Source organism: Mycobacterium sp. D16Q13 (assembly GCF_002013375.1).
GTDB lineage: Bacteria > Actinomycetota > Actinomycetes > Mycobacteriales > Mycobacteriaceae > Mycobacterium.
This window is the reverse complement of sequence record NZ_MAEW01000010.1, coordinates 252,632-277,049: the sequence shown is the minus strand read 5'-3', so window position 1 is coordinate 277,049 and position 24,418 is coordinate 252,632. Positions and strand designations below refer to the sequence as shown.

The window sequence follows — 24,418 nt, the reverse complement described above, 5'->3', positions numbered from 1 at the left end:
TCACCATGTGGGTCAGCGTCCTCACCGTGACCGTGCTGTTCGGTTGGGGTGCCTGGCAGCGGCGCTGGATAGCGGATGACGGCCTCATCGTGCTGCGTACCGTGCGAAATCTGCTGGCGGGCAACGGTCCTGTTTTCAATAAGGGAGAACGGGTAGAGGCCAATACCTCCACGGTGTGGACCTATCTGACGTATCTGGGTAGTTGGGCCGGCGGAGGCATGCGCCTGGAGTACGTGGCGCTGACGCTGTCGCTGGTGCTGAGTCTGGCCGGCGTCGCGCTGGCCATCTTGGGCACTGCCCGGCTCTACGCGCCGCTGCTTGCCGGGCGCGCCGCCGTCATGGTGCCCGCCGGAATGCTGGTGTACATCGCCATCCCTCCGGCCCGCGACTTCGCCACCTCTGGCCTTGAAAACGGTTTGGTGCTGGCGTATTTGGGTGGGCTGTGGCTCATGATGGTGATCTGGGCGCAGGCCGTGCGCATGCCGGTGACTCTGGATCGGCGCGGCGGCCCGCATCAGCCGGTGGACCCGCGGATCGTGCATGCCGCCCAAAAAGACCAGAAAGATGTTCTGAGCAAGCGGTTTACGTTAGGGCTGGCCTTTTTGGCCGGGCTGAGCGTGCTGATCCGTCCGGAGCTCGCGCTTATCGGCGGCGGCTTTCTGGTGATGATGTTGATCGCCGCGCGCGGGTTCACCATCCGGTTGTACATCGTGGCGGCCGGTGGAGCATTGCCGGTGCTGTATCAGATCTTCCGGATGGGCTATTACGGCCTGCTGGTGCCGAGTACGGCGATCGCCAAGGACGCGTCGGGCTCCAAATGGGGACAGGGCTTCGTCTACCTGCAGAACATGAATTCGCCATATCTCATCTGGGTTCCGGCGGTCCTGCTCATCGCGCTCGGCGTGGCCGCCTACCAGGCTCGCCGCGGTCAATGGTGGGTACGTCAGGTGGCCGCCCCTGGATACGGCTGGCTGGCACGTCTTATCCAAAACCCCACCGCTGTAGTTCTTTTCATGCTCGCGAGCGGATTCATCCAGGGCGTGTACTGGATCCGCCAGGGTGGGGACTTCATGCACGCCCGCGTGCTCTTGACGCCGGTGTTCTGCCTGTTGCTGCCGATCTCGGTGGTTCCGCTGGCCGCTCCGGACAGTGCGGCCTTCACTCCGAAGCAGGCTCGCCTGCTCACCGCGGCCACTGTCGGCCTGTTCGCCGGCATTGCCGGCTGGTCGGTGTGGGTGGCCAATTCCCCGGGAATGGGCGGGGATGGCACCAAGGTCACCTATAGCGGCATCGTCGATGAGCGGCGTTTCTACGCCCAGGCGACCGGTGTCGCCCATCCGCTGACCGCCGCGGACTACCTGAACTACCCGCGCATGCGTGCGGTGCTGGTGGCCATCGACAACACCCCGGATGGCGCGTTACTGCTCCCGTCGGGGAACTACGACCAGTGGGATGTGGTGCCGGCCATCCCGCCGCCACCTCCGATTCCGCATGGTTATCGCGGGCCGCACGCGGTGCTGTTCACCAACTTGGGCATGCTCGGCATGAACCTGGGCCTGGATGTGCGGATCGTGGACCAAATCGGCCTGGCCAACCCGTTGGCCGCACACACTGCGCGCATCACCGATGGACGCATCGGCCACGACAAGAACCTCTTCCCGGACTGGATGATCGCCGACGGACCCTGGCTCAAGCGCTACCCGTACATCCCGCGATACATCGACCAGGACTGGGTGGCGGAGGCCGTGGAGGCGCTCAAATGCCCGCAGACCGATGCGATGTTGGGTTCGATACGCCGGCCGCTCTCACCTCGGCTTTTCGTGTCCAATCTGTTGCACGCCGCGGACTTCACCACTTACCGAATCGACCGTGTGCCGCGCTTTGAACTGGCTCGATGCGGTCTGCCGATGCCAAAGCTGGATACCCCCCAGTACACTGGGCTTCCGGCGACCGGTCCCTAGAGCGTTCCCCGTCGGGGCCCTACAAGCGACCGTGCCGGTAGGTCTCCGTGTCCGAATCGAGATCCCAATTAGGTAACGCTGCGGCCCCGTCGTGGCGATACGAAGACGACCGTGTCAGACACTTCAGGCGCAATGTTGCGTTACAGAAGTGACAGTTGTGACTTCCCCAATGAAACGGATGGATCCCAGATGAGCGTGCGCGTGAGAGCCCGCCGCGTGCTGACGGCCCTGTTAGCGGCGGTTGTGATGCCCTTGGCGATGGCTGCGGGTTTGGCGATCAGTCCGGCTACGGCGCATGCCTTTTCGCGTGAGGGACTTCCGGTCGAGTACCTGGACGTCTACTCCAATTCGATGGGGCGCAATATCCGAGTCGAGTTCATGGGTGGGGGACCCAAGGCGGTCTACCTGCTTGACGGCCTTCGCGCTCAGGACGACTTCAACGGCTGGGATATCAACACCGGGGCATTCGAGTGGTTCTATCAGTCGGGAATTTCGGTGGTCATGCCTGTGGGCGGCCAGTCGAGTTTCTACAGCGACTGGTATTCGCCGTCTGCGCTCAACAAGCAGCCGTACACGTACAAATGGGAAACATTCCTCACACAAGAGCTGCCCGTTTACCTCGCCACCAACAAGCAAATATCGGCCACCGGCAATGGTGTCGTGGGACTGTCGATGAGTGGCGGCGCGGCGCTGATCCTGGCTGCCTACCACCCTGCACAGTTCAGATTCGCGGGCTCGCTCTCGGGATTCCTCAATCCCTCAACCATTTTCATGACCAACGCGATTCGGGTCGCGATGCTCGACGCCGGCAGCTACAGCGTCGACAACATGTGGGGCCCGCCGTGGGATCCGGCGTGGCGGCGCAATGATCCCACCGTGCAGGTCCAGGGGCTGGTCGCGGCCGGAACCCGCCTCTACATCTATTGCGCTCCTGGTGGCTCGACACCGATCGACGAAAACGGCGATGCCGGTGTCGCCCTGAGCGCGAGCAGCTTGGAGTCGCTGGCTGTCAGCGGCAACAAGAGGTTCCAGCAGGCGTATGCCGCCGCCGGCGGCAGCAACGCCACATTTGTCTTCCCCTCGTCCGGGAATCACTCCTGGCCGTATTGGGGACAGCAACTGCAGGCCCTCAAGGGTGATCTGATTGCCACGCTCAATGGCTAGGGTCTCGGGGCACCTTGAGAAGGTCCGCAGGCGCACGTAGTGATGATGCTGACAGGTCCAGGGATGTGGTTGACTACCGCGCGAACGTGCGACGGGCGTCCATCAAATCCGTTGGCCTGCGCGTGGGAAATCGATTGAAACAGATGGGAAAACGAAGTAAATGAAGCTCTTTTCGAAGATGCGTGGTGTTACCGCGCGTCGACTGGCTGTAGTGGCAACGGCCGCAGCCGTGCTGCCGGGTCTTGTCGGCGTTACCGGTGGCTCGGCGATTGCGGGCGCGTTCTCGCGTCCCGGGCTTCCGGTCGAGTACCTGCAGGTGCCGTCGGCGTCGATGGGCCGCGAAATCAAGGTCCAGTTCCAGCCGGGCGGTACCAAGGCCGTCTACCTGCTGGATGGTCTGCGTGCGCGCGATGACTTCAGCGGTTGGGACATCGAGACCACGGCGTTCGAGGACTACTACCAGTCCGGTATCTCCATGGTCATGCCTGTCGGCGGTCAGTCCAGCTTCTACACGGACTGGTACAACCCGGCCAAGGGCAAGGATGGCGTCTGGACCTACAAGTGGGAAACCTTCACCACTCAGGAACTTCCGGCCTACCTGGCTGCCAACAAGGGCATCTCGCAGACCGGTAACGCAGTCGTCGGTCTGTCGATGGGCGCCTCTGCCGCGCTGACCCTGTCGATCTACCACCCGCAGCTGTTCATCTACGCGGGTGCGCTCTCGGGCTTCCTGAACCCGTCGGACATGAAGTTCCAGATCGGTATGGCCATGGGTGACGCCGGTGGCTTCAGTGCCTCCGATATGTGGGGCCCGGACAGCGATCCGGCCTGGCAGCGCAATGACCCGTTCCTGAACATCCAGAAGATCATCGACAACGGCACTCGCCTGTGGCTGTACTGCGGTACCGGCGACTCCACCGATCTCGACGCCAGCCGTAACGGCTTCGAGAACTTCACCGGTGGATTCCTGGAGGGCATGGCCATCGGTTCGAACAAGAAGTTCGTCGAGGCCTACACCGCCGCCGGCGGCAAGAACGCCCACGTCGAGTTTCCTCCGGGCGGTATCCACAACTGGACCTACTGGGGCCAGCAGTTGCGGGCCATGAAGTCCGACATGGTTGCCTACCTGCAGAGCCACTAGGCATAAGCAGTCAAAAGAGCGGTGGCCACCCAGGTGGCCACCGCTCTTTTTGTCTTCGCCGGACTGTGTCTCAGGAACACATCGGTCTGGTTGCGGAGGGCCAACATCCGCGCCGGGATGTGTTGACAGCCCTCCTGATGTGGTTGACTACCTCGGGGACCCCACAGGATGTCTGTCGGCCTGACATGTAACGCCGACTGAAGCAGACGGGATACTGAGGTAATGAAGCTCTTTTCAAACTTGCGCGGTGTGACCGCGCGTCGACTTGCTGTCGCCGCTGCGGCAGCTGCTGTTCTGCCCGGACTCATCGGTGTTACCGGTGGTTCAGCAGTTGCGAACGCGTTCTCGCGGCCGGGTCTCCCGGTTGTGGATCTACAGGTTCCGTCGGCCTCCATGGGCCGCGACATCAAGATCCAGTTCCAGGGTGGCGGCGCTAAGGCCGTCTACCTGCTTGATGGTCTGCGTGCGCGCGACGACTTCAACGGCTGGGACATCGAGACCACGGCGTTCGAGGACTACTACCAGTCCGGCCTCTCCATGGTCATGCCCGTCGGCGGCCAGTCCAGCTGGTACACCGACTGGTACCAGCCCGCCAAGGGCAAGGACGGCGTCTTCACCTACAAGTGGGAGACCTTCCTGACCCAGGAGCTGCCCGCATACCTGGCGGCCAACAACGGTGTGTCCAAGACCGGTAACGCTGTCGTCGGTCTGTCCATGGGTGGCGCATCCGCCATCACGCTGGCCAACTACCACCCGCAGCAGTTCGTCTACGCCGGCGCGCTGTCCGGCTTCCTGCACCCCGCAGACATGAAGGGGCAGGTCGGTATGGCCATGGGCGACGCCGGTGGCTTCAGTGCGCAGGACATGTGGGGACCGGATAGCGATCCGGCCTGGGTTCGCAACGACCCGTTCCTGAACATCGACAAGACCGTGGCCAACGGCACCCGCCTGTGGATCTACTGCGGTAGCGGCGACGCCACCGACCTCGACGCCACGCGTAACGGCTTCGAGAACTTCACCGGTGGATTCCTTGAGGGCATGGCGATCGGCATCAACAAGCAGTACGTCGATGCCTACACCGCAGCCGGTGGCAAGAACGCCCACGTGGAGTTCCCCCCGGGTGGTCTGCACAACTGGACCTACTGGGGCAACCAGCTCAAGGCCATGAAGTCTGACATGGTCGCCTACCTGGGCAGCCACTGAGCATCACTGACAATCGCGAAGGCGGCGGCCACTTCGGTGGTCGCCGCCTTCGTCGTTTCGGGAGACGACCGACGGCCACAATCGCGTAACGAATTCTGTGCTGTGACGATCATTTGCGCAGGTGCGGATGGCATCGGTTCGGTAGCCTCGCCCGGGGCTCCCGGTACCGTGGAGCAAGCTGCGAGACCGCACGTCACGAACGGCCAGGAGACACATGCCCAAGACCTCGAGTAGTAAACGACACCGGATTCTCGGTTTGGCGGCGGCGCTGGCCGTGGCCGTCGTCGTCATCCTGGTGATCGCTATCGTCGTTGTCATCGTCCGCCGGCCTGACGACGTCACGCCGCCCGCGGGGCAGGTGACGACGACGACACCGCCGTTGACACGGCCTGGCCAGAAACCCCGGCCGGCCTTCCAGAGCGCCGACTGCCCCGATGTGCAGACGCTCATCATCCCCGGCACGTGGGAGTCGTCGGTCACCGAGGATCCGCTCAATCCCACGCAGTTCCCGCGCTCGCTGCTGCTTAACGTCTCGCGGCCGATCACCGAGAAGTTCGACAAGGCCCGGTTGGAGACGTGGACGGTGCCGTACACCGCCCAGTTTCACAACCCGTTCGCCAATGACAACCAGATGTCCTACAACGACAGCCGCAAGGAAGGTACGGACCGCGCGGTCAAGCAGCTGACCGAGATGTACGACCGGTGCCCGCTCACCAGCTACGTTCTGATTGGTTTCTCGCAAGGTGCGGTGATCGCCGGTGACATCGCCAACCAGATCGGAAACGGCGAGGGACCGGTTGATCAGGACCTGGTGCTCGGCGTGACATTGATCGCAGACGGCCGCCGTCAGGACGGGGTCGGGCTGTCGCCGGGACCCAACCCGCCCGGGCAGGGTGCCGAGGTCACTCTGGGCGATCTGGGAGTGCTGGATTCGTTCGGTCTGAAGATGTCGGGTCCGCGTCCCGGCGGATTCGGTGAGCTCAGCGACCGCACTAATCAAATCTGCGGTACCGGTGATCTGATCTGCGCGGCGCCGCCGGACGCCTTCAACATCTCCAACCTGGGCAAGACGCTGGATATTCTGTCCGGCGGCGCGGGTGCACCCGTACATGCGCTGTACGCCACGCCGGAGTTTTGGCAGATCGATGGTCAGCCGGCGACGGTATGGACCACCAACTGGGCTGAGGGGCTCATCGAGAAGGCACCCCATCCGAAGCACGGCTGACGGGCCTCGATGTCATCTTCGCAACAGGGCGACGAGATATTTGGCGGGCACGGTACGCTCGCCTAAGATTAAGAGAAAAATAAGACTGTAAGCCGTTCGTTGGGTCGCGGGATTTTGGCTGGCCGACGCCGACCGATAACCTCGTCGCGAATGGCCGCCTGAGCTGCCGTAGTACGCGAATGCCTCTCGGTACCATCATCGAGGATTTGACGTTCGCGATGACGCGTGCTCGCGAATGCTTCAGGCCCGCGAAACGCGCACCATGCACCGTCAGAGGAGAAAAGCACAATGGCGTTCGACAACCCGTTCCTCGACTCGGCGGGCCACATCAAGTTCCCCGAAGACGGGAGCATTGTTCGTCACGTCGAAGGTTGGGCAGAGTCGCAGGGCGACAGCCTGGCGTACCGGTTCCTCGACTTCTCCACCGAGCGTGACGGCGCGTATATCGACATCACCTGGTCGGAGTTCGGTGCGCGCAACCGTGCCGTGGCGGCCCGTCTGCAACAGGTGACCAAGCCGGGCGACCGTGTCGCCATCCTGGCGCCGCAGAGCCTCGACTATCTGGTCGCGCATTATGGAGCTCTATATGCCGGTGCCATCGCGGTGCCGCTGTTCGACCCCAGCGAGGCCGGCCATGCGGGCCGCCTGCACGCGGTGCTCGACGACTGCCAGCCGTCCGCGGTGCTGACGACCACCGAGTGCGCCGAGGGCGTGCGTAGGTTCTTCCGGAATCGTCCGCCCAAGGAGCGCCCCCGCGTGATCGCCGTCGACGCCATCCCGAATGACGTGGGGTCGACGTGGGTGGAGCCCGTGGCCACCAAGGACACCATCGCCTACCTGCAGTACACCTCTGGTTCCACCCGCGCGCCGGCCGGTGTGCAGATCACCCACCTGTCACTTGCCACCAACCTGCTGCAGCTGATCGACGCGTTGTCGGCAAAAGAAGGTGACGGTAGTCATCGCGGGACCACCTGGCTGCCGTTCTTCCACGACATGGGCCTGATCACGGTGATGGTGCCGTCCATGATCGGTCGGCACATGACGGTGATGAGCCCGGCGGCGTTCATCCGTCGGCCCATCCGCTGGCTGCGGGAAATGGGGGTCCAGGGTGATGACCGCGCCGGCACCTATTCGGCCTTGCCGAACTTCGCCTTCGAGCATTGCGCGATGCGCGGCGTACCCAAGGAGGGCGAGCCACCGCTGGACCTCTCGAACGTCTACTCGATCATCAACGGATCCGAGCCGGTGTCCACGGCCTCGCTCAAGAAGTTCTGCGATGCCTTTGAGCCGTATGGCTTCGATCCCAAGGCCATCCACCCGTCCTACGGCATGGCCGAGGCCACGCTGTTCGTCACCTCGACCATCTGGAACACGGATAGGGCGCGCGTGCTGCACGTGGATCGCACCGAGCTGAATGCCGGGCGCATCGTCGAAGTGGAGCCGGGCGCCGAAAACTCGGTGACGCAGGTGTCCAGCGGACGGATGGCCCGCGACGAGTGGGGCGTCATCGTGGACGGTGAGACCGCCTCCGAACTGCCCGACGGCCAGATCGGCGAGATCTGGTTGCACGGCAACAACATTGGCTCCGGCTACTGGGGCCGCCCGGAGGAAACGCGCGAGGCGTTCCAGAACACCCTCAAGTCGCGGATCGCCGAATCACATGCCGAGGGTGTATCGGACGACGCCATCTGGCTCAACACCGGTGACCTCGGAGTGTGGGTGGATGGCGAGCTGTACATCACCGGCCGCGTCAAGGACCTCATCATCGTGGACGGCCGTAACCACTACCCGCAGGACATCGAGTACACCGCGCAGGAGGCGAACAAGGCGCTGCGCCCGGGATACGTCGCCGCCTTCTCGGTGCCGGCCAACCAGCTGCCGCAGGTCGTCTTCGACAACCCGCACGCGGGCTTGAAGTATGACCCGGAGGACTCCTCCGAGCAGCTGGTCGTCATCGGCGAGCGCAGCGTGGGCGCCCACAAGTCGGATAACCAGGCGGTGGGTGACGATGTGCGCGCCGCAGTCGCGGTGCGCCACGGTGTGACGGTGCGCGATGTGCTGCTGGTTCCGGCCGGCTCGATCGCGCGGACCTCCAGCGGCAAGATCGCCCGCCGGGCCGCACGGACCAGCTACCTGGATGGCAGCCTGCGCGGCGGCTACCAGCAGACCGCATTCCCCGACGACCGGCAGTAACCGTTACACACGGTCGTCCGTACGCGATACCCCGGAGAGGGCTCGAACATGACTGATACGCAACAGGATTCGACACCAGAGATCGAGACCGAGCCCGAGGCTCCAGAGGCGGCGGCACCCACCAGCGGCGCCGAGCTGACTGTCGCCGAGATGCGCGAGTGGCTGCGTAATTGGATCGCCAAGGCCACCGGGGTGAGCCCCGATCGCATCGACGAGTCGGCACCCATGGTGGAGATGGGCTTGTCCTCGCGTGACGCCGTGGCCATGGCGGCCGATATCGAAGACCTCACCGGGGTCACGCTGACCGCCACCGTGGCCTTCCAGCACCCCACCATCGAGTCACTGGCCACCCGCATCATCGAGGGTGAGCCGGAGTTGCCGGACGCCGGTGACGAGGACTGGTCACGCGATCCCAAGGCTGCCACAGGCGAATTCGATATTGCGGTGATCGGTCTTGCCACCCGCCTGCCCGGTGACGTCAATACCCCGGCGCAGCTGTGGGAGGCGCTGCTGGAGGGCCGCGACGCGATCACCGACCTGCCCGAGGGGCGCTGGGAAGAGTTCACCAGTGAACCGCGCATCGCCGAACGCGTTGCGCAAGCCGCCACCCGCGGCGGATACCTGAAGGACATCAAGGGGTTCGACGCCGAGTTCTTCACGCTCTCCAAGATGGAGGCCGACAATATCGATCCGCAGCAGCGGATGGCCCTCGAACTCACCTGGGAGGCGCTGGAGAACGCGCGCATTCCGGCATCGAGCCTCAAGGGAGACAGCGTCGGTGTCTACATCGGCAGCTCCAACAACGACTACGGTTACCTGTCGGTGGCCGACCCCACTGTCATGCACCCGTACGCCATCACCGGAAATGCGAGTTCGATTATCGCCAACCGGGTTTCGTATTTCTTTGACTTCCGCGGCCCGAGTGTTGCCGTCGACACCGCATGTTCCTCCTCGCTGGTCGCGGTGCATCAGGGCGTGAAGGCCCTGCGTTCCGGTGAGGCCGATGTCGTCTTGGCCGGTGGCGTCAACGCACTCATCACACCGCTCGTGACGGTCGGTTTCGACGAGGTCGGCGGCGTGCTCGCCCCGGATGGCCGCATCAAGTCCTTCTCGCAGGATGCCAACGGCTACAGCCGTTCCGAGGGTGGCGGCATGCTGGTGCTCAAGCGCCTCTCCGATGCGCGACGCGACGGTGACCCGATCATGGCGATCATCGCCGGGTCCGCGGTCAATCACGATGGCCGGTCCAATGGTCTGCTCGCACCAAACCCCGACGCCCAGGCCGAGGTGTTGCGCAAGGCCTACAAGGACGCCGGTATCGATCCGCGCACCGTCGACGTCATCGAGGCGCACGGCACCGGCACCATCCTCGGCGATCCGATCGAGGCCGACGGCCTGGGCCGGGTGGTGGGCCGTGGACGCGACGCCGATAAGCCGGCACTGCTGGGCTCGGCTAAGTCGAACTTCGGGCACCTGGAGTCCGCGGCCGGTGCCGCGAGCCTGTCGAAGATCGTGCTGGCCTTGCAGAACAACAAGGTTCCGCCGTCGATCAACTACACCGGCCCCAACCCGTACATCGACTTCGACGCGATTCACTTGAAGGTCGTCGACCAGGTCTCCGACTGGCCGCGCTACAGCGGGCACGCCATCGCCGGTGTTTCCGGCTTCGGTTTCGGTGGCGCCAACGCCCACATCGTGGTGCGTGAGGTGCTGCCGATCGACCTGGTGGAACCCAGTGAGCCGTCCGAATCCGATGTGGACGAAAATTCCGACGTCAACGGCAAACATGTTGCGGCAGAGGCGGATACTGAAGAAGGTACCGATTTCGACGCATCTCGTTTTGACGAGTACGGCGAGTTCATCGGCGGGTACTCCGATGGGCCGCACGAGCTGCCTGGACTGACCGACGAGGCCAAGCGACTCAAAGAGGAGGCGCTGGCCGAGCTCGCTGCCGAAGAGCCGGTGACTCCCGTTGTCCCGCTCTTTATCTCAGGCTTCCTGTCCTCCCGCAAGAAGGCCGCCGCGGCCGCGCTGGCGGACTGGATGGAATCCGAAGAGGGCCAGTCCTACTCGCTGGAGTCCATCGGACGATCGCTGTCCCGGCGCAATCACGGGCGCTCGCGTGCCGTGGTGTTGGCCCACGATTTCGATGAGGCCATCAAGGGCCTGCGCGCCGTCGCCGAAGGCAAGCAGAAGCCGTACGTCTACTCCGTGGATGGTCCCGTCACCAGCGGTCCGGTTTGGGTGATGGCCGGTTTCGGTGCGCAGCACCGCAAGATGGGTAAGAGCCTGTACCTGCGCGATCCGATCTTCGCGGAGTGGATCGACAAGGTCGACGCGTACGTGCAGGACGAGCGGGGCTACTCCGTTGTCGAGTTGATCCTCGACGACTCGCACGAGTACGGCATCGAAACCAGCAACATCGCCATCTTTGCGATCCAAATCGGTCTGGGTGAGGTGCTCAAGGCCCATGGCGCCAAGCCCACCGCGGTGATCGGGCAGTCGCTGGGCGAGCCCGCGTCGGCCTACTTCGCTGGGGGGCTGTCGCTGGCTGACGCCACCCGCGTCATCTGCTCGCGTGCCCACCTGATGGGTGAGGGCGAGGCGATGCTGTTCGGTGACTACATCCGGCTGATGGCGCTGGTCGAGTACTCGGCCGACGAGCTTCGGACGGTGTTCGCCGACTTCCCCGACCTGGAGGTGTGCGTGTACGCCGCCCCCTCGCAGACCGTCATCGGTGGTCCGCCGGCGCAGGTCGACGCGATCGTGGCGCGCTGCGAGGCTGAGGGCAAGTTCGCCCGCAAGCTTCAGACCAAGGGTGCCGGCCATACCTCGCAGATGGACCCGCTGCTCGGCGAGTTCGCCGCCGAACTGCAGGGGATCGAGCCGATGACCCCGAAGATCGGGATCTTCTCGACGGTGAACGAGGGCACGTTCATTCGCCCCGGCGGTGACCCGGTGCACGATGTCGACTACTGGAAGAAGGGAATGCGGCATTCGGTCTACTTCACCCATGGCACCCGTAACGCCGTGGACGCCGGATACACCACTTTCCTGGAGCTGGCACCGAATCCTGTGGCGCTCATGCAGGTTGGGCTCACCACCATGTCATCCGGACTGCCTGACGCACAGCTGATCGCGACGCTCGCCCGTAAAGAGGACGAGGTCGAGTCCATGGTCAAGACCATGGCCCAGCTCTATGTGTACGGCCATAGCCTGGATCCGCGGACGCTGTTCGTCGCGGCGACCAGGTCGGCGGATTACGCGCCGATTCCTCCGACCGAGTTCAAGCGCAAGGAACACTGGCTCCCCGCGCATTTCAGTGTTGATGGCGCGACCCGGATCCCCGGTACGCACGTATCGCTGCCCGACGGCAAGCATGTGTGGGAATGGACTCTGGGAGCCGCAACGCCGGCGACATCCGACGTGAGCGGTATTTCCGCTCTTCTCCCCGAGCTGGTGAAAGCCGCTGCGGTAACGGTACTTCCGGATGCTCAGCTGACCGCATCCGAGCAGCGGGCGATCCCGGGCGAAGGTTCCACGCTGGTGACCACGCTGTCTCGCCATCCCGGTGGGGCCACCGTGCAGGTGCACGCCCGCATCGGTGAATCCTTCACCCTTGTCTACGACGCGGTGGTGTCCCGTGCGGGTCAGGGCGGCGCACTGCCGTTCGCGACCGCCGCGGGTGTTGCCACCAACGGTTCGGCGACGGTGACGGCGGCCCCCGCCCTGGCGGTCGCGGTCGCGGAAGACGAGGTGCCCGAAGAGATTCACGACAACCTGCTCTCCGGGGCGGGTGCGGGTGCCGATTTCAAGAAGTGGAGCAAGGAGTCCGGCGAGCCGGTCATCGAGCGTCTGGCCGCGATCGTGTCGCTGGCCATGGGCTACGAGCCCGAGGACGTGCCGCGCGAGGTGCCGTTGATCGAGCTGGGTCTGGATTCCTTGATGGCTGTGCGCATCAAGAACCGCGTCGAGTTCGACTTCGACCTGCCGCCCATCCAGCTGCAGGCCGTGCGCGATGCCAACCTGCTCGATGTCGAGCGGCTGGTTGTCTACGCGCTGGAGAACCCCGACGCCGTGCACGAGCTGCACGACTACCAGCAGACCGATGAATTCAAGGAGGCCGCGCCGACCGGCGGCATACTGTCCAAGGCCGATCTTGAGAAGGCGCTGGAAGCCGCCCCGCAGGCCGCGGAGCCGGAGCCCGCCGCCGACAGCGTTCCCTCGGCGGAGCCGGCCCTCTCTGCGGAGACCTCTGAACTGGCCAAGGCTGCCGCCGTGATGAACCAGGAAGCCATCGCCGAGGCGCTGAATGCCGATGTGCCACCGCGTGATGCGGCCGAACGTGTCGCCTTCGCGACGTGGGCCATCGTCACCGGCGAGTCGCCGGGCAGCATTTTCAACGCGCTGCCCAAGATCGACGACGCGACGGCCGAGAAACTCGCAGAACGCCTTTCGCAGCGTGCCGATGGTGAGATCGGCGCCGAGGAGGTCAAGCTCGCGCCGACCATCGAGGCACTCGGTGAGGTTGTCCGCAGCCGATTGGAGGCCGGCAAGATCGACGGCTTCGTGCGGACCCTGCAGCCCAGGCAGGAGGGTTCGACAACGGTCCCCGTCTTCGTGTTCCATCCGGCGGGCGGGTCGACGGTTGTTTACGAGCCGCTGTTGAAGCGTCTGCCCGAGGACACGCCGATGTTCGGTTTTGAGCGCGTCGAGGGCACCATCGAGGAGCGGGCGACCCAGTACGTGCCGAAGCTTCTTGAGCTGCACAAGGGTCCGTTCATTCTCGCCGGGTGGTCACTCGGTGCGGTGTTGGCGTACGCCTGTGCGGTGGGCCTCAAGGAGGCCGGCGCCGAGGTGGCCTGGGTCGGCAATATCGACGGGGTGCGCCCCGGGACGCCGATCCTGACGACCACGGAGGAGACCCGCAAGCGCTGGGACCGGTATGCGGCCTTTGCGCAGAAGACCTTCAACGTGCAGATTCCGGCCATCCCGTATGAGCAGCTGGAGGAGCTCGACGACGAGGGCCAGGTCAGGTTCGTGCTGGAGGCGGTCAAGGCGGCCGGCGTGGAGATCCCCGGGGGGATCATCGAGCACCAGCGCACGTCCTACCTGGACCAGCGGGCCATCGACACGTCGACGCCGGTGCCGTTCGACGGCCATATGACGCTGTACATGGCGGACCGGTACCACGACGACGCCATTACGTTCGAGCCCGCGTACGCGACTCGCCAGCCCGACGGTGGCTGGGGCGAGTTCGTCTCTGATCTCGAGGTGGTTCCGGTCGGTGGGGAGCACATCCAGATCATCGACGAACCGTTCATCGCTAAGGTCGGTGCTCATATGAGTCAGGCATTGCGCTCCATCAATGCGAAGAACCAGGAAGGCTAGACGTGCCACCACATACAACTGCGGAGAAGGTCGCCGACCTGCGTGAGCGGATTGCCCGTACGCAAGAGCCGGGTGACGCCAAGGCCATCGCCAAGCGTGATGCCAAAGGCATCCCGAGTGCGCGCGCCCGCATTCACGCCCTGCTCGACAAGGGCAGCTTTCTGGAGCTCGGCGCATTTGGGCGTACTCCTGGTGATCCGAATGCGCCGTACACCGACGGTGTGGTGACCGGCCTGGGCCGCATCGACGATCGTCCGGTGGCGGTGTTCTCCCACGACCAAACGGTGTACCAGGGGAGCGTCGGCGAGATGTTCGGCCGCAAGGTCGCCAAGCTCATGGAGTGGGCGGCTACCAACGGCTGCCCGGTGATCGGTATCAACGACTCAGCGGGTGCCCGCATTCAAGACACCGCCACGTCCTTGGCCTGGTACGCCGAGCTAGGGCGTCGTCACGAGATGCTGCGCGGCATGGTCCCGGAAATCTCGTTGATCTTCGGGAAGTGTGCCGGCGGTGCGGTGTACTCACCGATCCAGACCGACCTGGTGGTCGCGGTCCGCGATCAGGGCTACATGTTCATCACCGGGCCCGACGTCATCAAGGATGTCACCGGCGAGGATGTCACGTTCGACGAACTCGGTGGCGCGGATGTACAGGCCCAGCGTGGCAACATCCACAAGGTTGTCGAGGACGAGGCGGCCGCGTACCAGTATGTCCGCGATTACTTGAGTTTCTTGCCCTCCAACACCTTTGACTACCCGCCGGTCGTCAACCCGGGACTTGAGCCCGAGATCACCGAGGACGATCTGTACCTCGACACGATCATCCCGGACGCCGATAACCAGGGCTACGACATGCACGAGGTTCTGTTGCGGATTTTCGACGACGGTGACGTCTTCGAGATCGCCGACCAGCGCAGCCCATCCATGATCACCGCGTTCGCCCGCGTCGACGGGAGCCCGGTCGGCGTCATCGCCAATCAGCCGATGCACATGTCTGGCGCGGTGGGCAATGAGGCCTCCGACAAGGCGGCCGGTTTCATCCGGTTCTGCGACTCGTTCAATCTTCCCCTGGTGTTCGTCGTCGACACCCCGGGAGCCATGCCGGGTGTGGAAGAGGAGACCAACGGCGTCATCAAGCGCGGCGGTAGGTTCTTCAATGCCGTGGTGGAGGCCGATGTGCCCAAGGTGACGATCATTACCCGTAAGGCCTACGGCGGCGGGTACGCGGTCATGGGCTCCAAGCAGCTCTCTGCCGACCTGAACTTCGCCTGGCCGACCGCACGTATCGCGGTGATCGGTGCCGAAGGGGCGGCGCAGCTGCTGGTCAAGCGATTCCCCGACCCGACCGCGCCCGAGGTGCAGAAGATTCGAGCCGACTTCATCGAGGGCTACAACAAGAACCTGGCTACGCCCTGGATCGCCGCCGAGCGGGGCTACATCGATGGCGTGATCGAGCCGCATCAGACTCGGCTGCTGCTGCGTCAGTCGCTGAAGCTATTGCGGGATAAGCAGATCGCCCGTGTCCAGCGCAAGCACGGTCTCACCCCGATCTAACGATTCATCGCCAGAAGGCCCCCGCGCGCGACGCGTGCGGGGGCCTTCTGCTTGTGCGTATTCAGTCCCGCAGAACGAGGGCGCGGCTGCCCGCGTGGGCCCAGACCATGGCGGCACTGATCGAGATCAGCACCGTTACCCAGGAGAACCAGGTGACGTCCACGCGTGGACCGGAAACGAAGCTGTCCTGCACCGCCGGCCAGTAGGTCGGCATGAGGTGCACGTATCCGAGCCCCAAAACGCTTGCCGTGCCGACAATCACGGTGGCTTCCGGCGCGTGCTTGCGGTGGCGCAGGATCATGGTCACGGCAATCGCGATGAGGACCGCGTGGGTGGCGGAGAGATAGGTCAGGGTCACCGGCGCCGCGGTTACACCGCGCCGTAGGTGATCGATGACGTCTAGTCCCCAGCCCATGATGAAGGCGATGGTCGCCGCTCGCAGGAACCTGTCGGCGCGAGTGGTGAGCTCTGTCATCGCGACCTCCGTTGGTCTACTACAAGTGATAGTAGATACCTGGCCCGTGTTCGGCTAGGTGCTTTCCTCGGCGCGGTACGGCTGTCCGTGAGGGTCGAGGCAATGACTTGATGCCTCGGTGTCCTCGTGGTCGACCTGCAACGTCGTGTGGTCGATGTCGTACTGCGTATGGAGTAACCCCTCGATGTCGCGCCGTATTCCGTGACAGTCCGCAGCCGGGGCCACCAAGATGTGCGCCGACAACGCGGGCTGACCGGAGGTGATCTGCCAGATGTGTAGGTCGTGTACCTCGGCGACGGAGGGCAACGATGCGAGCTGAGCTCCGATGGCGTCGGGATCCAGATTGGCTGGCGCGGCTTCCAGGAAGATGCGGCCCGATTCGCGTACCAGGCCCCAACCGGCCTTGAGCATCAGCGCGGCGACGACGAGCGCGGCGATGGCATCGGCTCGGGTGAAGCCGGTCAGCCAGACCACGGCGCCGGCGACGGCGGTGGCGATGAAGGCGTACAGGTCGTTGAGGATGTGCTGGAAGGCCCCCTCGACGTTCAGGCTGGATCGGTTGGCCTTACTGATGCACCAGGTGGCGGCCACGTTGACGGCGATTCCAGCGAGCGCGGTGACAAACACGAGGAGCCCCGACACCTCCGGGGGAGTGATCAGGCGGCGGATGCCCTCGTAGATAAAGAAGGCGGCGAGCAGGAACAGAGTGACGCCATTGGCCTGTGCCGACAGGATCTCGGCACGCTTGAGCCCGTAGGTGTAGCTGCCGCGGGCAGGGCGCGAGGCGAGGCGAATGGCGATGAGCGCCAGCACGATCGAGGCCGCATCGGTCAGCATGTGTCCGGCGTCGGAGATCAGGGCCAGCGACTGGGCGATGAAGCCGATGACCACCTCGATGGCCATGAACCCGCCGATCAGGACCAGTGCGATGGTTAGCCATTTGCGGTCAGCGTTCGCACTCACGCCGTGGCCGTGCGAGTGTCCGGATCCGTGCTCGTGTGCGTCCGTAGCCATGTCACTCCTTCGTTATTACTCATGCAAACATATGCATGCTAGCATGTGTCATGACAAACGTTCAGCCGTTGACGTGCCCCAAGTGTGAGTCGCAGATGCTGTCGACGAAGTGGTTTGGTGTGCGCACGTTCCAATGCACGGGATGTGCGGCCGTGCTGCTGGAGCAGGACAGCCTGCAGCAGTTCGTGGACGGCGCCGCGCGCTTCGGCCCGTCAGCACATATCGACCAGGCGCCTGCATCGCAGCCCTATCCGCCCCCGCCGCCGCCACAGGATTACCGCGGCATCATGGGCGGGCTGTTCGGCGGTGGTGGCGGCCACGGCTATCGCCGCCGCGGTCACCATTGATTCGTCGTCCGACGGATCAATCCGGTAGGCCGCGACGCACGGTGGCGCGGTGACGTCCTCGAGGACGGCCTACGGCTTGATCCGGATCTTGTTCGGCTTCCACAGTCCGCTGTGCACTTCGGACCCGTACTCGATCTGGGCGGGCTGGGCCTCGACGAGGGTCTCGAACTTGCGCAGCGAGCCCCAGTCCCTGCCCCAGTCCTTGGACAGGTAGGTCGGCATCACATGCGCCCGCAGGAGCAGATCGGTGATCCCCAATAGGCCGCCGTTCTCGCCGTCCTGCCAGGTGTCGGTGTCCTTGCGCTTCTGGTCGTAGTCCGGAGTGATGCGGAATTCGGGGATCTCGGTGATCCCGTATTGGTGCAGCATCGGCTGCTGGCAAGGGAAGACGAGTCCCACGGTCCAGTCCATGAGCACCGGCCGCTTGCTACCCACGTACTCCTGCAACGACTTCAGCTCGGGTACCCGAGGCGGGGCGAAGGCCAGCCAATCGCCCGGAGTCAGCGAGCCATCGACGGCCACGATGCGTACGGCGGTGGCGGTGTCCGGGATATCCGACCGTGCGAAGCGCAGATTGCGCCATGACGGCGCGGGTCCCAGATCGTAGGGCGTGAGCCGTCCGGCGGGTGTGAAAGCGCCGTCCGGCCCGGCCGTGCCGTACTCCAGCTCCAGCGTCTGCCCGGCCACTGCGCCCTTGACGTTCTTGGCCGCAATCGTTCCGGCAGCCGTTACCACCACCAGCGGGTGGGCGGCATCGCGGGCCGGCAGCTCGTACCAGTCGGAGGTCGCCTTCGCCTGCTGCTGCGGGCCAACCCGGTAGGTGCCCACGATCGGCACCCGCGCCGGGTCCAGCCCGTACGGCAAGCGCACGGTGGAGCCATTGATACCCGGAGTCTTGGTGCGGTCCTTGGAGTCCCAGTCGTAATCGGTGCCCGGGCGCGAGTCATTCATCCGGATGGACTCGGCGACGATCTTGTCCGGCACACCGTCCGGTGTGAATCCGGAGGGATTCGTGCCGCCGAGCGGGCCCAGAGGACCCGACTGTGCATCAATGGCCCGCAGCAGACCAGCATTCGCGTCGGACTCGACGAGAACATCATCGGCCAGTCCGCACCCGCCCGCGAGTTCACGGGTGTTGGCCCAGCCGTTGGAATACGACGGGTACTGACGAACGACACCGATCGCCAGCTGGCAGATGGACGTCAGCACCATGAACCCGGCCGCCCAGGCCACCGGGGCGGAGGTGATGGACCTGGTCACCCGGTTGTCCTCGTGCCGGGGTGAGAAGTGCAACCACGCCGCGTAGGCCACGGCCAGCGCGAACAGCGCGAAAAATATGGTGCTGACACTTATCCCGGCGATCTTGGGCATGCTGCTGTTGAATGGCACGCCGAAACTCGAGACGTACCACCATCCGGCCGCGCTGGCCCAGCTCAGCGCCAGCACGAACAGCACGGTCGCCACGACCGCCATCCTGTTGCGGCTCCAGCGCAGCACCTGTGGCGACACCAGCACCGTGGCCAGCGCCGCGACCGCGGCTCCTAGGGCGGCGAAGAGCCCGAAGTGGTGCACCCACTTCGTCGGCGCGAACATCAGGAAGAAGATGGTGCCGAAGACGACGCCCAGTACGCGCCAGGCCGGTCCTCGGGCGACACCGGGAACCCGCTTGCGGCGCAACAGGATGAACATCGCGATGAACAGGCACGCGGCGATGAGCAGGAACCCGAAGCGTCGCGAGACCGAGCCGTCGACGGTCGGCAGGAACATGTAGTAGTACCGCAGGTTATCGGTGTACCAGGCCTGTGACGGGCCGATCGCCGTGCGAATCCGGGTGGCCTCGATAACCGTCGCCAGGGTCTGGTCGGAGAACACTACGGGCAGGATGACCGTTCCGGCGGCCAGCATCGGCGCCACCAGCGGCCAGGTGCCCACCTGCCGGTGTTTCGTCACGATGATCCGCAGAATGGGCCGGCCGCCGGCGAGTAGCGCGGCGACGGCGATCAGACCCGTCGGCTGAATCCCCAGGGTGAAGGCGGCGGTGATGATCGCCAGCGCGGCCGGGGTCAGCCGGCGAGAAGTAATGGCCCGTTCGATGAGCACCCAGGTGATCAGCGATCCGACGGCGATCTGGCCCTCGGGGCGCAGGCCGTTGTTGAACGGGAACCACGATGCCAGCAGCACAAAGCCGGCAGCCCAGGCCGCGGGCTTGCTACGAGCGACGGCGGGCCCCAAGCGGGGCAACACTTCCCGGCTGATCAGCAGCCAGCAGACCAGTGAGGCGACGAGGTCGGGCAGCCGGATCCAGACGCTGATATCGCTGAACTTCGTCATGATGGCCAGCAGGTTGTAGTACCAGCCGAAGGGGTCCTCGGGGCTGCCGAACCAGCGGAAGTAGTTGGCCATGTACCCGGCGTGCTCGGCGGTACGCGCCATGCCCATCTGGTAGCCGTCGTCAGAAGACCCTGCGCCGATCACGTACCAGAGCACCAGGCTGCTCATGATGACGATGTCGGTGAAATCGAAACGGCGCCATCGGGTGGGGATGACCCGTTGCATGCGATGACCGTCGGTCTGGTCGATTCGCCACAGGGCCAGCAGCGCAATGATCGTGGAGATAACCGCGCCTACCATCGCCGCGAGCTTGAGAAGTGTCGGGCTGGAGGAGAACCGGTTGTCGATATGGGCGGTGAGGCTCAGTCCTGTCGGAGCCGGACCGGTGAGCTGGGTGAAGACCCCGACGATCTGCGGGCGCAGATTGGGATCGGGGAATCCCGACGTGAGGTCAGCGGACTTGTCGGACCCGTCACCGCGAAGTCCCTCGAATGTCGCGTACGTGCCCTTGTCCGAGGAGGTGATGACGATCTGTCGGCAGTCGGGCGAGGCCACCTTGGCGCGCGGGACGCTGGCGATCACCACGTTGCGGTCGGTGATGTCGACGCGTTCCTTGGAGACCCTGACGAACAGGCCTTGTAACGCGGCCTCTTTGCCCTCTGGCGGTGCGGTACCCAGGATCACCGCACCCTCGGCGGGCGCCGAGTTAATGACTGCGCACGGCACGATCACGGTCATGTCCATGGGTGTCTGCGCGATCAGCGGCGCGGTGACGTTGTTCAGCTGTCCCTGCTGCGGCCAGTCGAGGGTCGCGGTGGACACCTTGACCGGCAGGAGGGGGATGGAGACGCTCAACACGAACCCGAGCAGGCCGAAAACGGTTGCTGTCCAACGGGCGATATTCAGCTTGCGGGCCTCAGGGGAGGTGTCTGTCACGGAATTCTGTGTCATGGCAGGGCTCGAATCGGTCCGTTGCGGGTCCAGCCGTTCACAACGACGGTGCCCTCGGTGAGTTGTGCGTTGGGTGCCAGGTTCGCGGCGATGACGGGCTCGTACTTCTCGATCGAGCCCCAGTCGCGGTACCAGTCATTACGCAGATAGGTCGGAACCGAGGAGGTTCGCAGCAGCGCGGTCGTGAACATGAACGGTCCGCCGTCTTCGGCCGACATCCACATGTTCGACGACGTCGCGACCTGCTTGTGTTCGGGCATGACCCGGAACTTGGGCAGCTCGGCGACCCCGAGGCGCTCGCTGAACGGCCGCTGGCAGGGGAAGTTCTGCGCCACAGCCATATCCAGTAGCACCGGAGTATCGGAGCCCAAGAGATCCTGTGCGGTCTTGAGTGTGGGGACCCGGGGTGGGGTGAACGCCAGCCACTGGTCATTGGACAGGTTCGGGTCGTCGGCGACGATCCGAACCACGTTGGCCCCGGGAGGAGCGGTCTTGGTGGGGAATCTCAGGTTGCGCCAGACCCTTTGCGGTCCAATGTCGATCGGGTAATCCTGACGAAGTGCGCGGAAGCCACCGGGACTGCTCTGATCGCGGACGCCCCACTCCAGCTTGAGGGACTGGCCATAGTTGACCTCGGGACTGAAGGTTCCGTCCTGCTGGAACGACCAGATCGCTCCGGCGGCCGAAATCACTACCAGTGGTCGATCCGGGCTGGGCGGGGGAAGCTCATACCACGACGACTTCAGGTGCGCGGCAATCGAATTCTCGCCGTAGCTACCCATCACCGGAGTACGGGCGGGGTCCAGTCCGAACGGCAGCAGTGCGTTGGAGCCGTTGATTCCGACGGAGCCGACACCGCCGGTGGTCCCGGCCGCATCGCTGACCTCCATGATCGGCGCATTGGGTGAGGCATCGGAGTTCACCAGGCCCGGCTTGCCGATAACGGGAAGTGAGGTCATGCCGGTCTCTACCGCGTCGGGGGTGAAGCCGACGGGATCGGTGCCACCGAGCGGCCCGTACTTGCCCGCTGGCTGGTCCGGAACAGGTTGCAGCAGGCCCTCATTGGCGTCAGGTTCAACAAGGACGTCGTTGGCCATCGCGCACGGGCCGCCGGCCAGGGCCAGCAGATTGGCCTTGCCGGTGGTGTAGGTGTCGCTGCGTGCGTAGACCCCCTTGGCCATGGAAGAGACTTCCAGAATCACCATGATCGCCGCCACGATCATCAGCGGCGTGGACGCGAGGAGCCGGTTCCTGCGGGTGTTCTTTACCTCGGTGTGCCCGGCGTAATCCAGGCGGAAGTGCAACCAACCGGCGAGCAGGGCGGTGACGATCGAGAGCGCCAGGAACATCGTGGTGACCGGTTGTCCCGCGATCACCGGCTGCTTGTCGAACCACGGCACGCCGTAGTTGCCGACGTAGAACCAGCCGTTGATGCCGGAGGTCGACCACGCCAGGATGAACAGCAGGGCCGTGACGTACAGCGCCAGGTTGCGTCGTGAGTGCAGTCCGACCCGGGCGAATGTGAAGGCGGCGACCGCACCGAGCGCACCGGCGAGCCCGGCGAAGATGCCGAATTGGATGGCCCACTTGGTGGGGGTGAAAGTGAGCAACAGCAGCCCGATCGCGGTGCTGCCGAGGAGCCGCCACACCGGCCCGCTGGCCAGGCCGGGAAGTACGCCGCGGCGCAGCAGCACCGCGAGTGTGCCGAAGAGACAGAGCAGCAAGGTGAACACCGCGATGCGGCGTGTCAGCGAGCCGTCGACATTGGATTCGACCGTCAGGAAGTAGTAGCGCAGAAACTCCTGATACCAGGCGATCGTCGGGCCCACCACGTATTTGATACGGGCGGATTCGGCGACTGTGGCCAGCGTCTGGTCCCGGAAGGTAAAGGCCAGCACGCCCGCGACGGATGCCGCCAGCACCGCGACGGGGGTGAATCGTCCGTATCGAACCCGCCGCACGGCGACGACGCGGGCGATGGCTCGTCCACCGGCGAGTAGTGGTCCCAGCGCGATGAGCCCCTGGGGAGCGACGGTGGCGGTGAGCAGTGCGGCGACGATTGCCAATGCGGCGGGGGAGAGGCGCCGGGTCGCGATGGACCGCTCCACCAGAATCCAGGTGACCACCGTGCCGAACACGATGATCGGCTCGGGTCGCAGGCCATTGTTGAAGGGCAGCCAGGCCGCAAGGAAGACCAGTGCGGCGGTCCAGACCGCAGTGCGGCTTGCGGCGAGCTGCTCACCGAGGCGGGGCAGCATCTTCTTACGCAGGATGTACCAGGTGCCGATGCCCGCGAGAGTGGCCGGCACGCGCATCCAGACGCCGACCGTGCTCACTTGCGTGAGCCAGCTCAAAAGGGTTGCGTACCAATCGAATGGGGAGGCGCTCGCGCCGAAGTAGCGGTAGTACTCGGTGACGTATCCGGCCTGATGGGCCACGCGCGCCTCGACCAGGACGTTGCCGTCGTCGGAGGTGATGGCTCCGATGACATGCCAAAGAAGAAGTGTGCCAATGACTCCGACATCGGCGAGGCCATTGGTCAGTAGAGCCGCACGATCCGGCAGCCTGAATGGGCGCCGGGCGGGGTTACGTCCGCCGCGGTCCAGTACGGCCAGTGCTCCGATGGCGATGGCTACCGCGGCAAGGCCGAGCACTATCGCTGCCAGCTTCAAAGCGGTTGGGCTGGTGATGAACCGGGTGTCAACCACCACGTGGGCAGTCGGTCCGCCCGCGGCGGGCACCTTGAGGTCGGTGAATAGGCCGGTCACCTGGGGCTTGTTTTCAATGGACAGGGTGCCGTTGGCGCCGGGGAGCCCGGCGAAGTTGGCGCCGACGCCGCCGGCGTTGGCCCAGATGTCCAATGTGGTGCAGCCGCCGGATTCCACCGCCTTGCGCGGGGCGACTGTCGCGACGTTATCCCGGAAGGCGACGACCACCAGATCGGAGGTGGCGCGGACGAACAGCGCGTGCCGGCTTGCCTCGAACCCGCCTTCGGGACTGGTGGACAGCACCACGCCGCCGCTGGCAGGCAAGCTCGCGATGGCAGTGCACGGAATGTGGGCGTCGAACGACAGCGGTGCGCCCGACACCAACGGTGCCGTGATGCTGGTGACGTTCCCGTCGGCTGTGACTCCCTGGGGCCAGCTGATGTCGACGGTGGACTGGCGGACCGGCAGCAGGGGAACAAGCACGCACAACAGCACACCGATGGTGGCCGCAGCCAATGAAATCAGACGTGCCCGCTGGGCTGTACCTGCTGTCGCGGACTTTAGAAGCGGCGAAGGCACGAGGGCGATGGTATGTGACGAAGCTTCGGGCGCCTCAATGCAGCGCGCTCGGTTGGCCGGATTGAGACCTCTAATCTGGATACCAGTAGATACCTTGATAAAAGTATCAATAAGTATCGACGATGTCGGTTGTATCTGATACGTGTTGATACAACGCCACGCAGTATCAACACGTATCAGGT

General features: G+C 64.7%; 13 protein-coding genes. 9 read left to right on the top strand and 4 right to left on the bottom strand.

Going from position 1 to position 24,418, the window contains the following annotated elements; genetic code table 11:
- The first annotated feature begins 5 nt into the window (after positions 1 to 5).
- From aftB to B4400_RS12330, 8 genes are all read left to right on the top strand, one after another.
- On the top strand, positions 6 to 1,961 hold the full coding sequence (aftB, locus tag B4400_RS12365) for a terminal beta-(1->2)-arabinofuranosyltransferase (RefSeq protein WP_078311341.1): 1,956 nt from the start codon (positions 6 to 8) through the stop codon (positions 1,959 to 1,961).
- 189 nt (positions 1,962 to 2,150) lie between these two features.
- A complete protein-coding gene (locus B4400_RS12360) occupies positions 2,151 to 3,125 on the top strand; it encodes an alpha/beta hydrolase (RefSeq protein ID WP_078311340.1) in 975 nt (324 codons plus the stop codon).
- A gap of 160 nt (positions 3,126 to 3,285) precedes the next feature.
- Positions 3,286 to 4,266: an esterase family protein gene (locus B4400_RS12355; RefSeq protein ID WP_078311339.1), complete on the top strand. Its 981-nt coding sequence runs from the start codon at positions 3,286 to 3,288 to the stop codon at positions 4,264 to 4,266.
- A gap of 222 nt (positions 4,267 to 4,488) precedes the next feature.
- Positions 4,489 to 5,469 carry an alpha/beta hydrolase gene (locus B4400_RS12350; protein WP_078311338.1) on the top strand — a complete coding sequence of 327 codons (981 nt, stop codon included), beginning with the start codon at positions 4,489 to 4,491 and terminating at the stop codon, positions 5,467 to 5,469.
- A 214-nt stretch (positions 5,470 to 5,683) separates the two neighbouring features.
- Entirely contained in the window at positions 5,684 to 6,694 is a 1,011-nt protein-coding gene (gene culp6, locus B4400_RS12345) for a carboxylesterase Culp6 (protein ID WP_078311337.1), read from the top strand.
- A gap of 288 nt (positions 6,695 to 6,982) precedes the next feature.
- On the top strand, positions 6,983 to 8,887 hold the full coding sequence (gene fadD32, locus B4400_RS12340; RefSeq protein WP_078311336.1) for a long-chain-fatty-acid--AMP ligase FadD32: 1,905 nt from the start codon (positions 6,983 to 6,985) through the stop codon (positions 8,885 to 8,887).
- Between the two features lie 150 nt (positions 8,888 to 9,037).
- A complete protein-coding gene (gene pks13 / locus B4400_RS12335) occupies positions 9,038 to 14,278 on the top strand; it encodes a polyketide synthase Pks13 (protein WP_502688396.1) in 5,241 nt (1,746 codons plus the stop codon).
- Positions 14,279 to 14,280: 2 nt separating this feature from the next.
- Entirely contained in the window at positions 14,281 to 15,831 is a 1,551-nt protein-coding gene (locus B4400_RS12330) for an acyl-CoA carboxylase subunit beta (RefSeq protein ID WP_078311334.1), read from the top strand.
- 61 nt (positions 15,832 to 15,892) lie between these two features.
- Here the strand turns inward: B4400_RS12330 and B4400_RS12325 are convergent, their stop codons facing one another.
- Together B4400_RS12325 and B4400_RS12320 are read right to left on the bottom strand one after the other, a co-directional pair.
- Complete coding sequence (locus B4400_RS12325; protein ID WP_078311333.1) at positions 15,893 to 16,306, bottom strand: hypothetical protein; 414 nt, start codon at positions 16,304 to 16,306, stop codon at positions 15,893 to 15,895.
- A gap of 54 nt (positions 16,307 to 16,360) precedes the next feature.
- Positions 16,361 to 17,320, bottom strand: coding sequence for a cation diffusion facilitator family transporter (locus B4400_RS12320; protein WP_078311332.1), 960 nt, complete (start codon positions 17,318 to 17,320; stop codon positions 16,361 to 16,363).
- A gap of 95 nt (positions 17,321 to 17,415) precedes the next feature.
- Between B4400_RS12320 and B4400_RS12315 the strand changes: the two genes are divergently transcribed.
- Positions 17,416 to 17,667: a hypothetical protein gene (locus B4400_RS12315; RefSeq protein WP_078311331.1), complete on the top strand. Its 252-nt coding sequence runs from the start codon at positions 17,416 to 17,418 to the stop codon at positions 17,665 to 17,667.
- Positions 17,668 to 17,736: 69 nt separating this feature from the next.
- Here the strand turns inward: B4400_RS12315 and B4400_RS12310 are convergent, their stop codons facing one another.
- Together B4400_RS12310 and B4400_RS12305 are read right to left on the bottom strand one after the other, a co-directional pair.
- Positions 17,737 to 20,949: an arabinosyltransferase domain-containing protein gene (locus tag B4400_RS12310; protein ID WP_078311330.1), complete on the bottom strand. Its 3,213-nt coding sequence runs from the start codon at positions 20,947 to 20,949 to the stop codon at positions 17,737 to 17,739.
- Complete coding sequence (locus B4400_RS12305; protein WP_078311329.1) at positions 20,946 to 24,236, bottom strand: arabinosyltransferase domain-containing protein; 3,291 nt, start codon at positions 24,234 to 24,236, stop codon at positions 20,946 to 20,948. The genes B4400_RS12310 and B4400_RS12305 overlap by 4 nt, the downstream gene beginning before the upstream one ends.
- Positions 24,237 to 24,418 lie beyond the last annotated feature (182 nt).

Bases quoted from the DNA above. Each gene is read 5' to 3' on its own strand.
- aftB (WP_078311341.1), top strand. From the start codon at position 6: ATGTGGGTCAGCGTCCTCACCGTGACCGTGCTGTTCGGTTGGGGTGCC.
- B4400_RS12360 (WP_078311340.1), top strand. From the start codon at position 2,151: ATGAGCGTGCGCGTGAGAGCCCGCCGCGTGCTGACGGCCCTGTTAGCG.
- B4400_RS12355 (WP_078311339.1), top strand. From the start codon at position 3,286: ATGAAGCTCTTTTCGAAGATGCGTGGTGTTACCGCGCGTCGACTGGCT.
- B4400_RS12350 (WP_078311338.1), top strand. From the start codon at position 4,489: ATGAAGCTCTTTTCAAACTTGCGCGGTGTGACCGCGCGTCGACTTGCT.
- culp6 (WP_078311337.1), top strand. From the start codon at position 5,684: ATGCCCAAGACCTCGAGTAGTAAACGACACCGGATTCTCGGTTTGGCG.
- fadD32 (WP_078311336.1), top strand. From the start codon at position 6,983: ATGGCGTTCGACAACCCGTTCCTCGACTCGGCGGGCCACATCAAGTTC.
- pks13 (WP_502688396.1), top strand. From the start codon at position 9,038: ATGCGCGAGTGGCTGCGTAATTGGATCGCCAAGGCCACCGGGGTGAGC.
- B4400_RS12325 (WP_078311333.1), bottom strand. From the start codon at position 16,306: ATGACAGAGCTCACCACTCGCGCCGACAGGTTCCTGCGAGCGGCGACC.
- B4400_RS12320 (WP_078311332.1), bottom strand. From the start codon at position 17,320: ATGGCTACGGACGCACACGAGCACGGATCCGGACACTCGCACGGCCAC.
- B4400_RS12315 (WP_078311331.1), top strand. From the start codon at position 17,416: ATGCTGTCGACGAAGTGGTTTGGTGTGCGCACGTTCCAATGCACGGGA.
- B4400_RS12310 (WP_078311330.1), bottom strand. From the start codon at position 20,949: ATGACACAGAATTCCGTGACAGACACCTCCCCTGAGGCCCGCAAGCTG.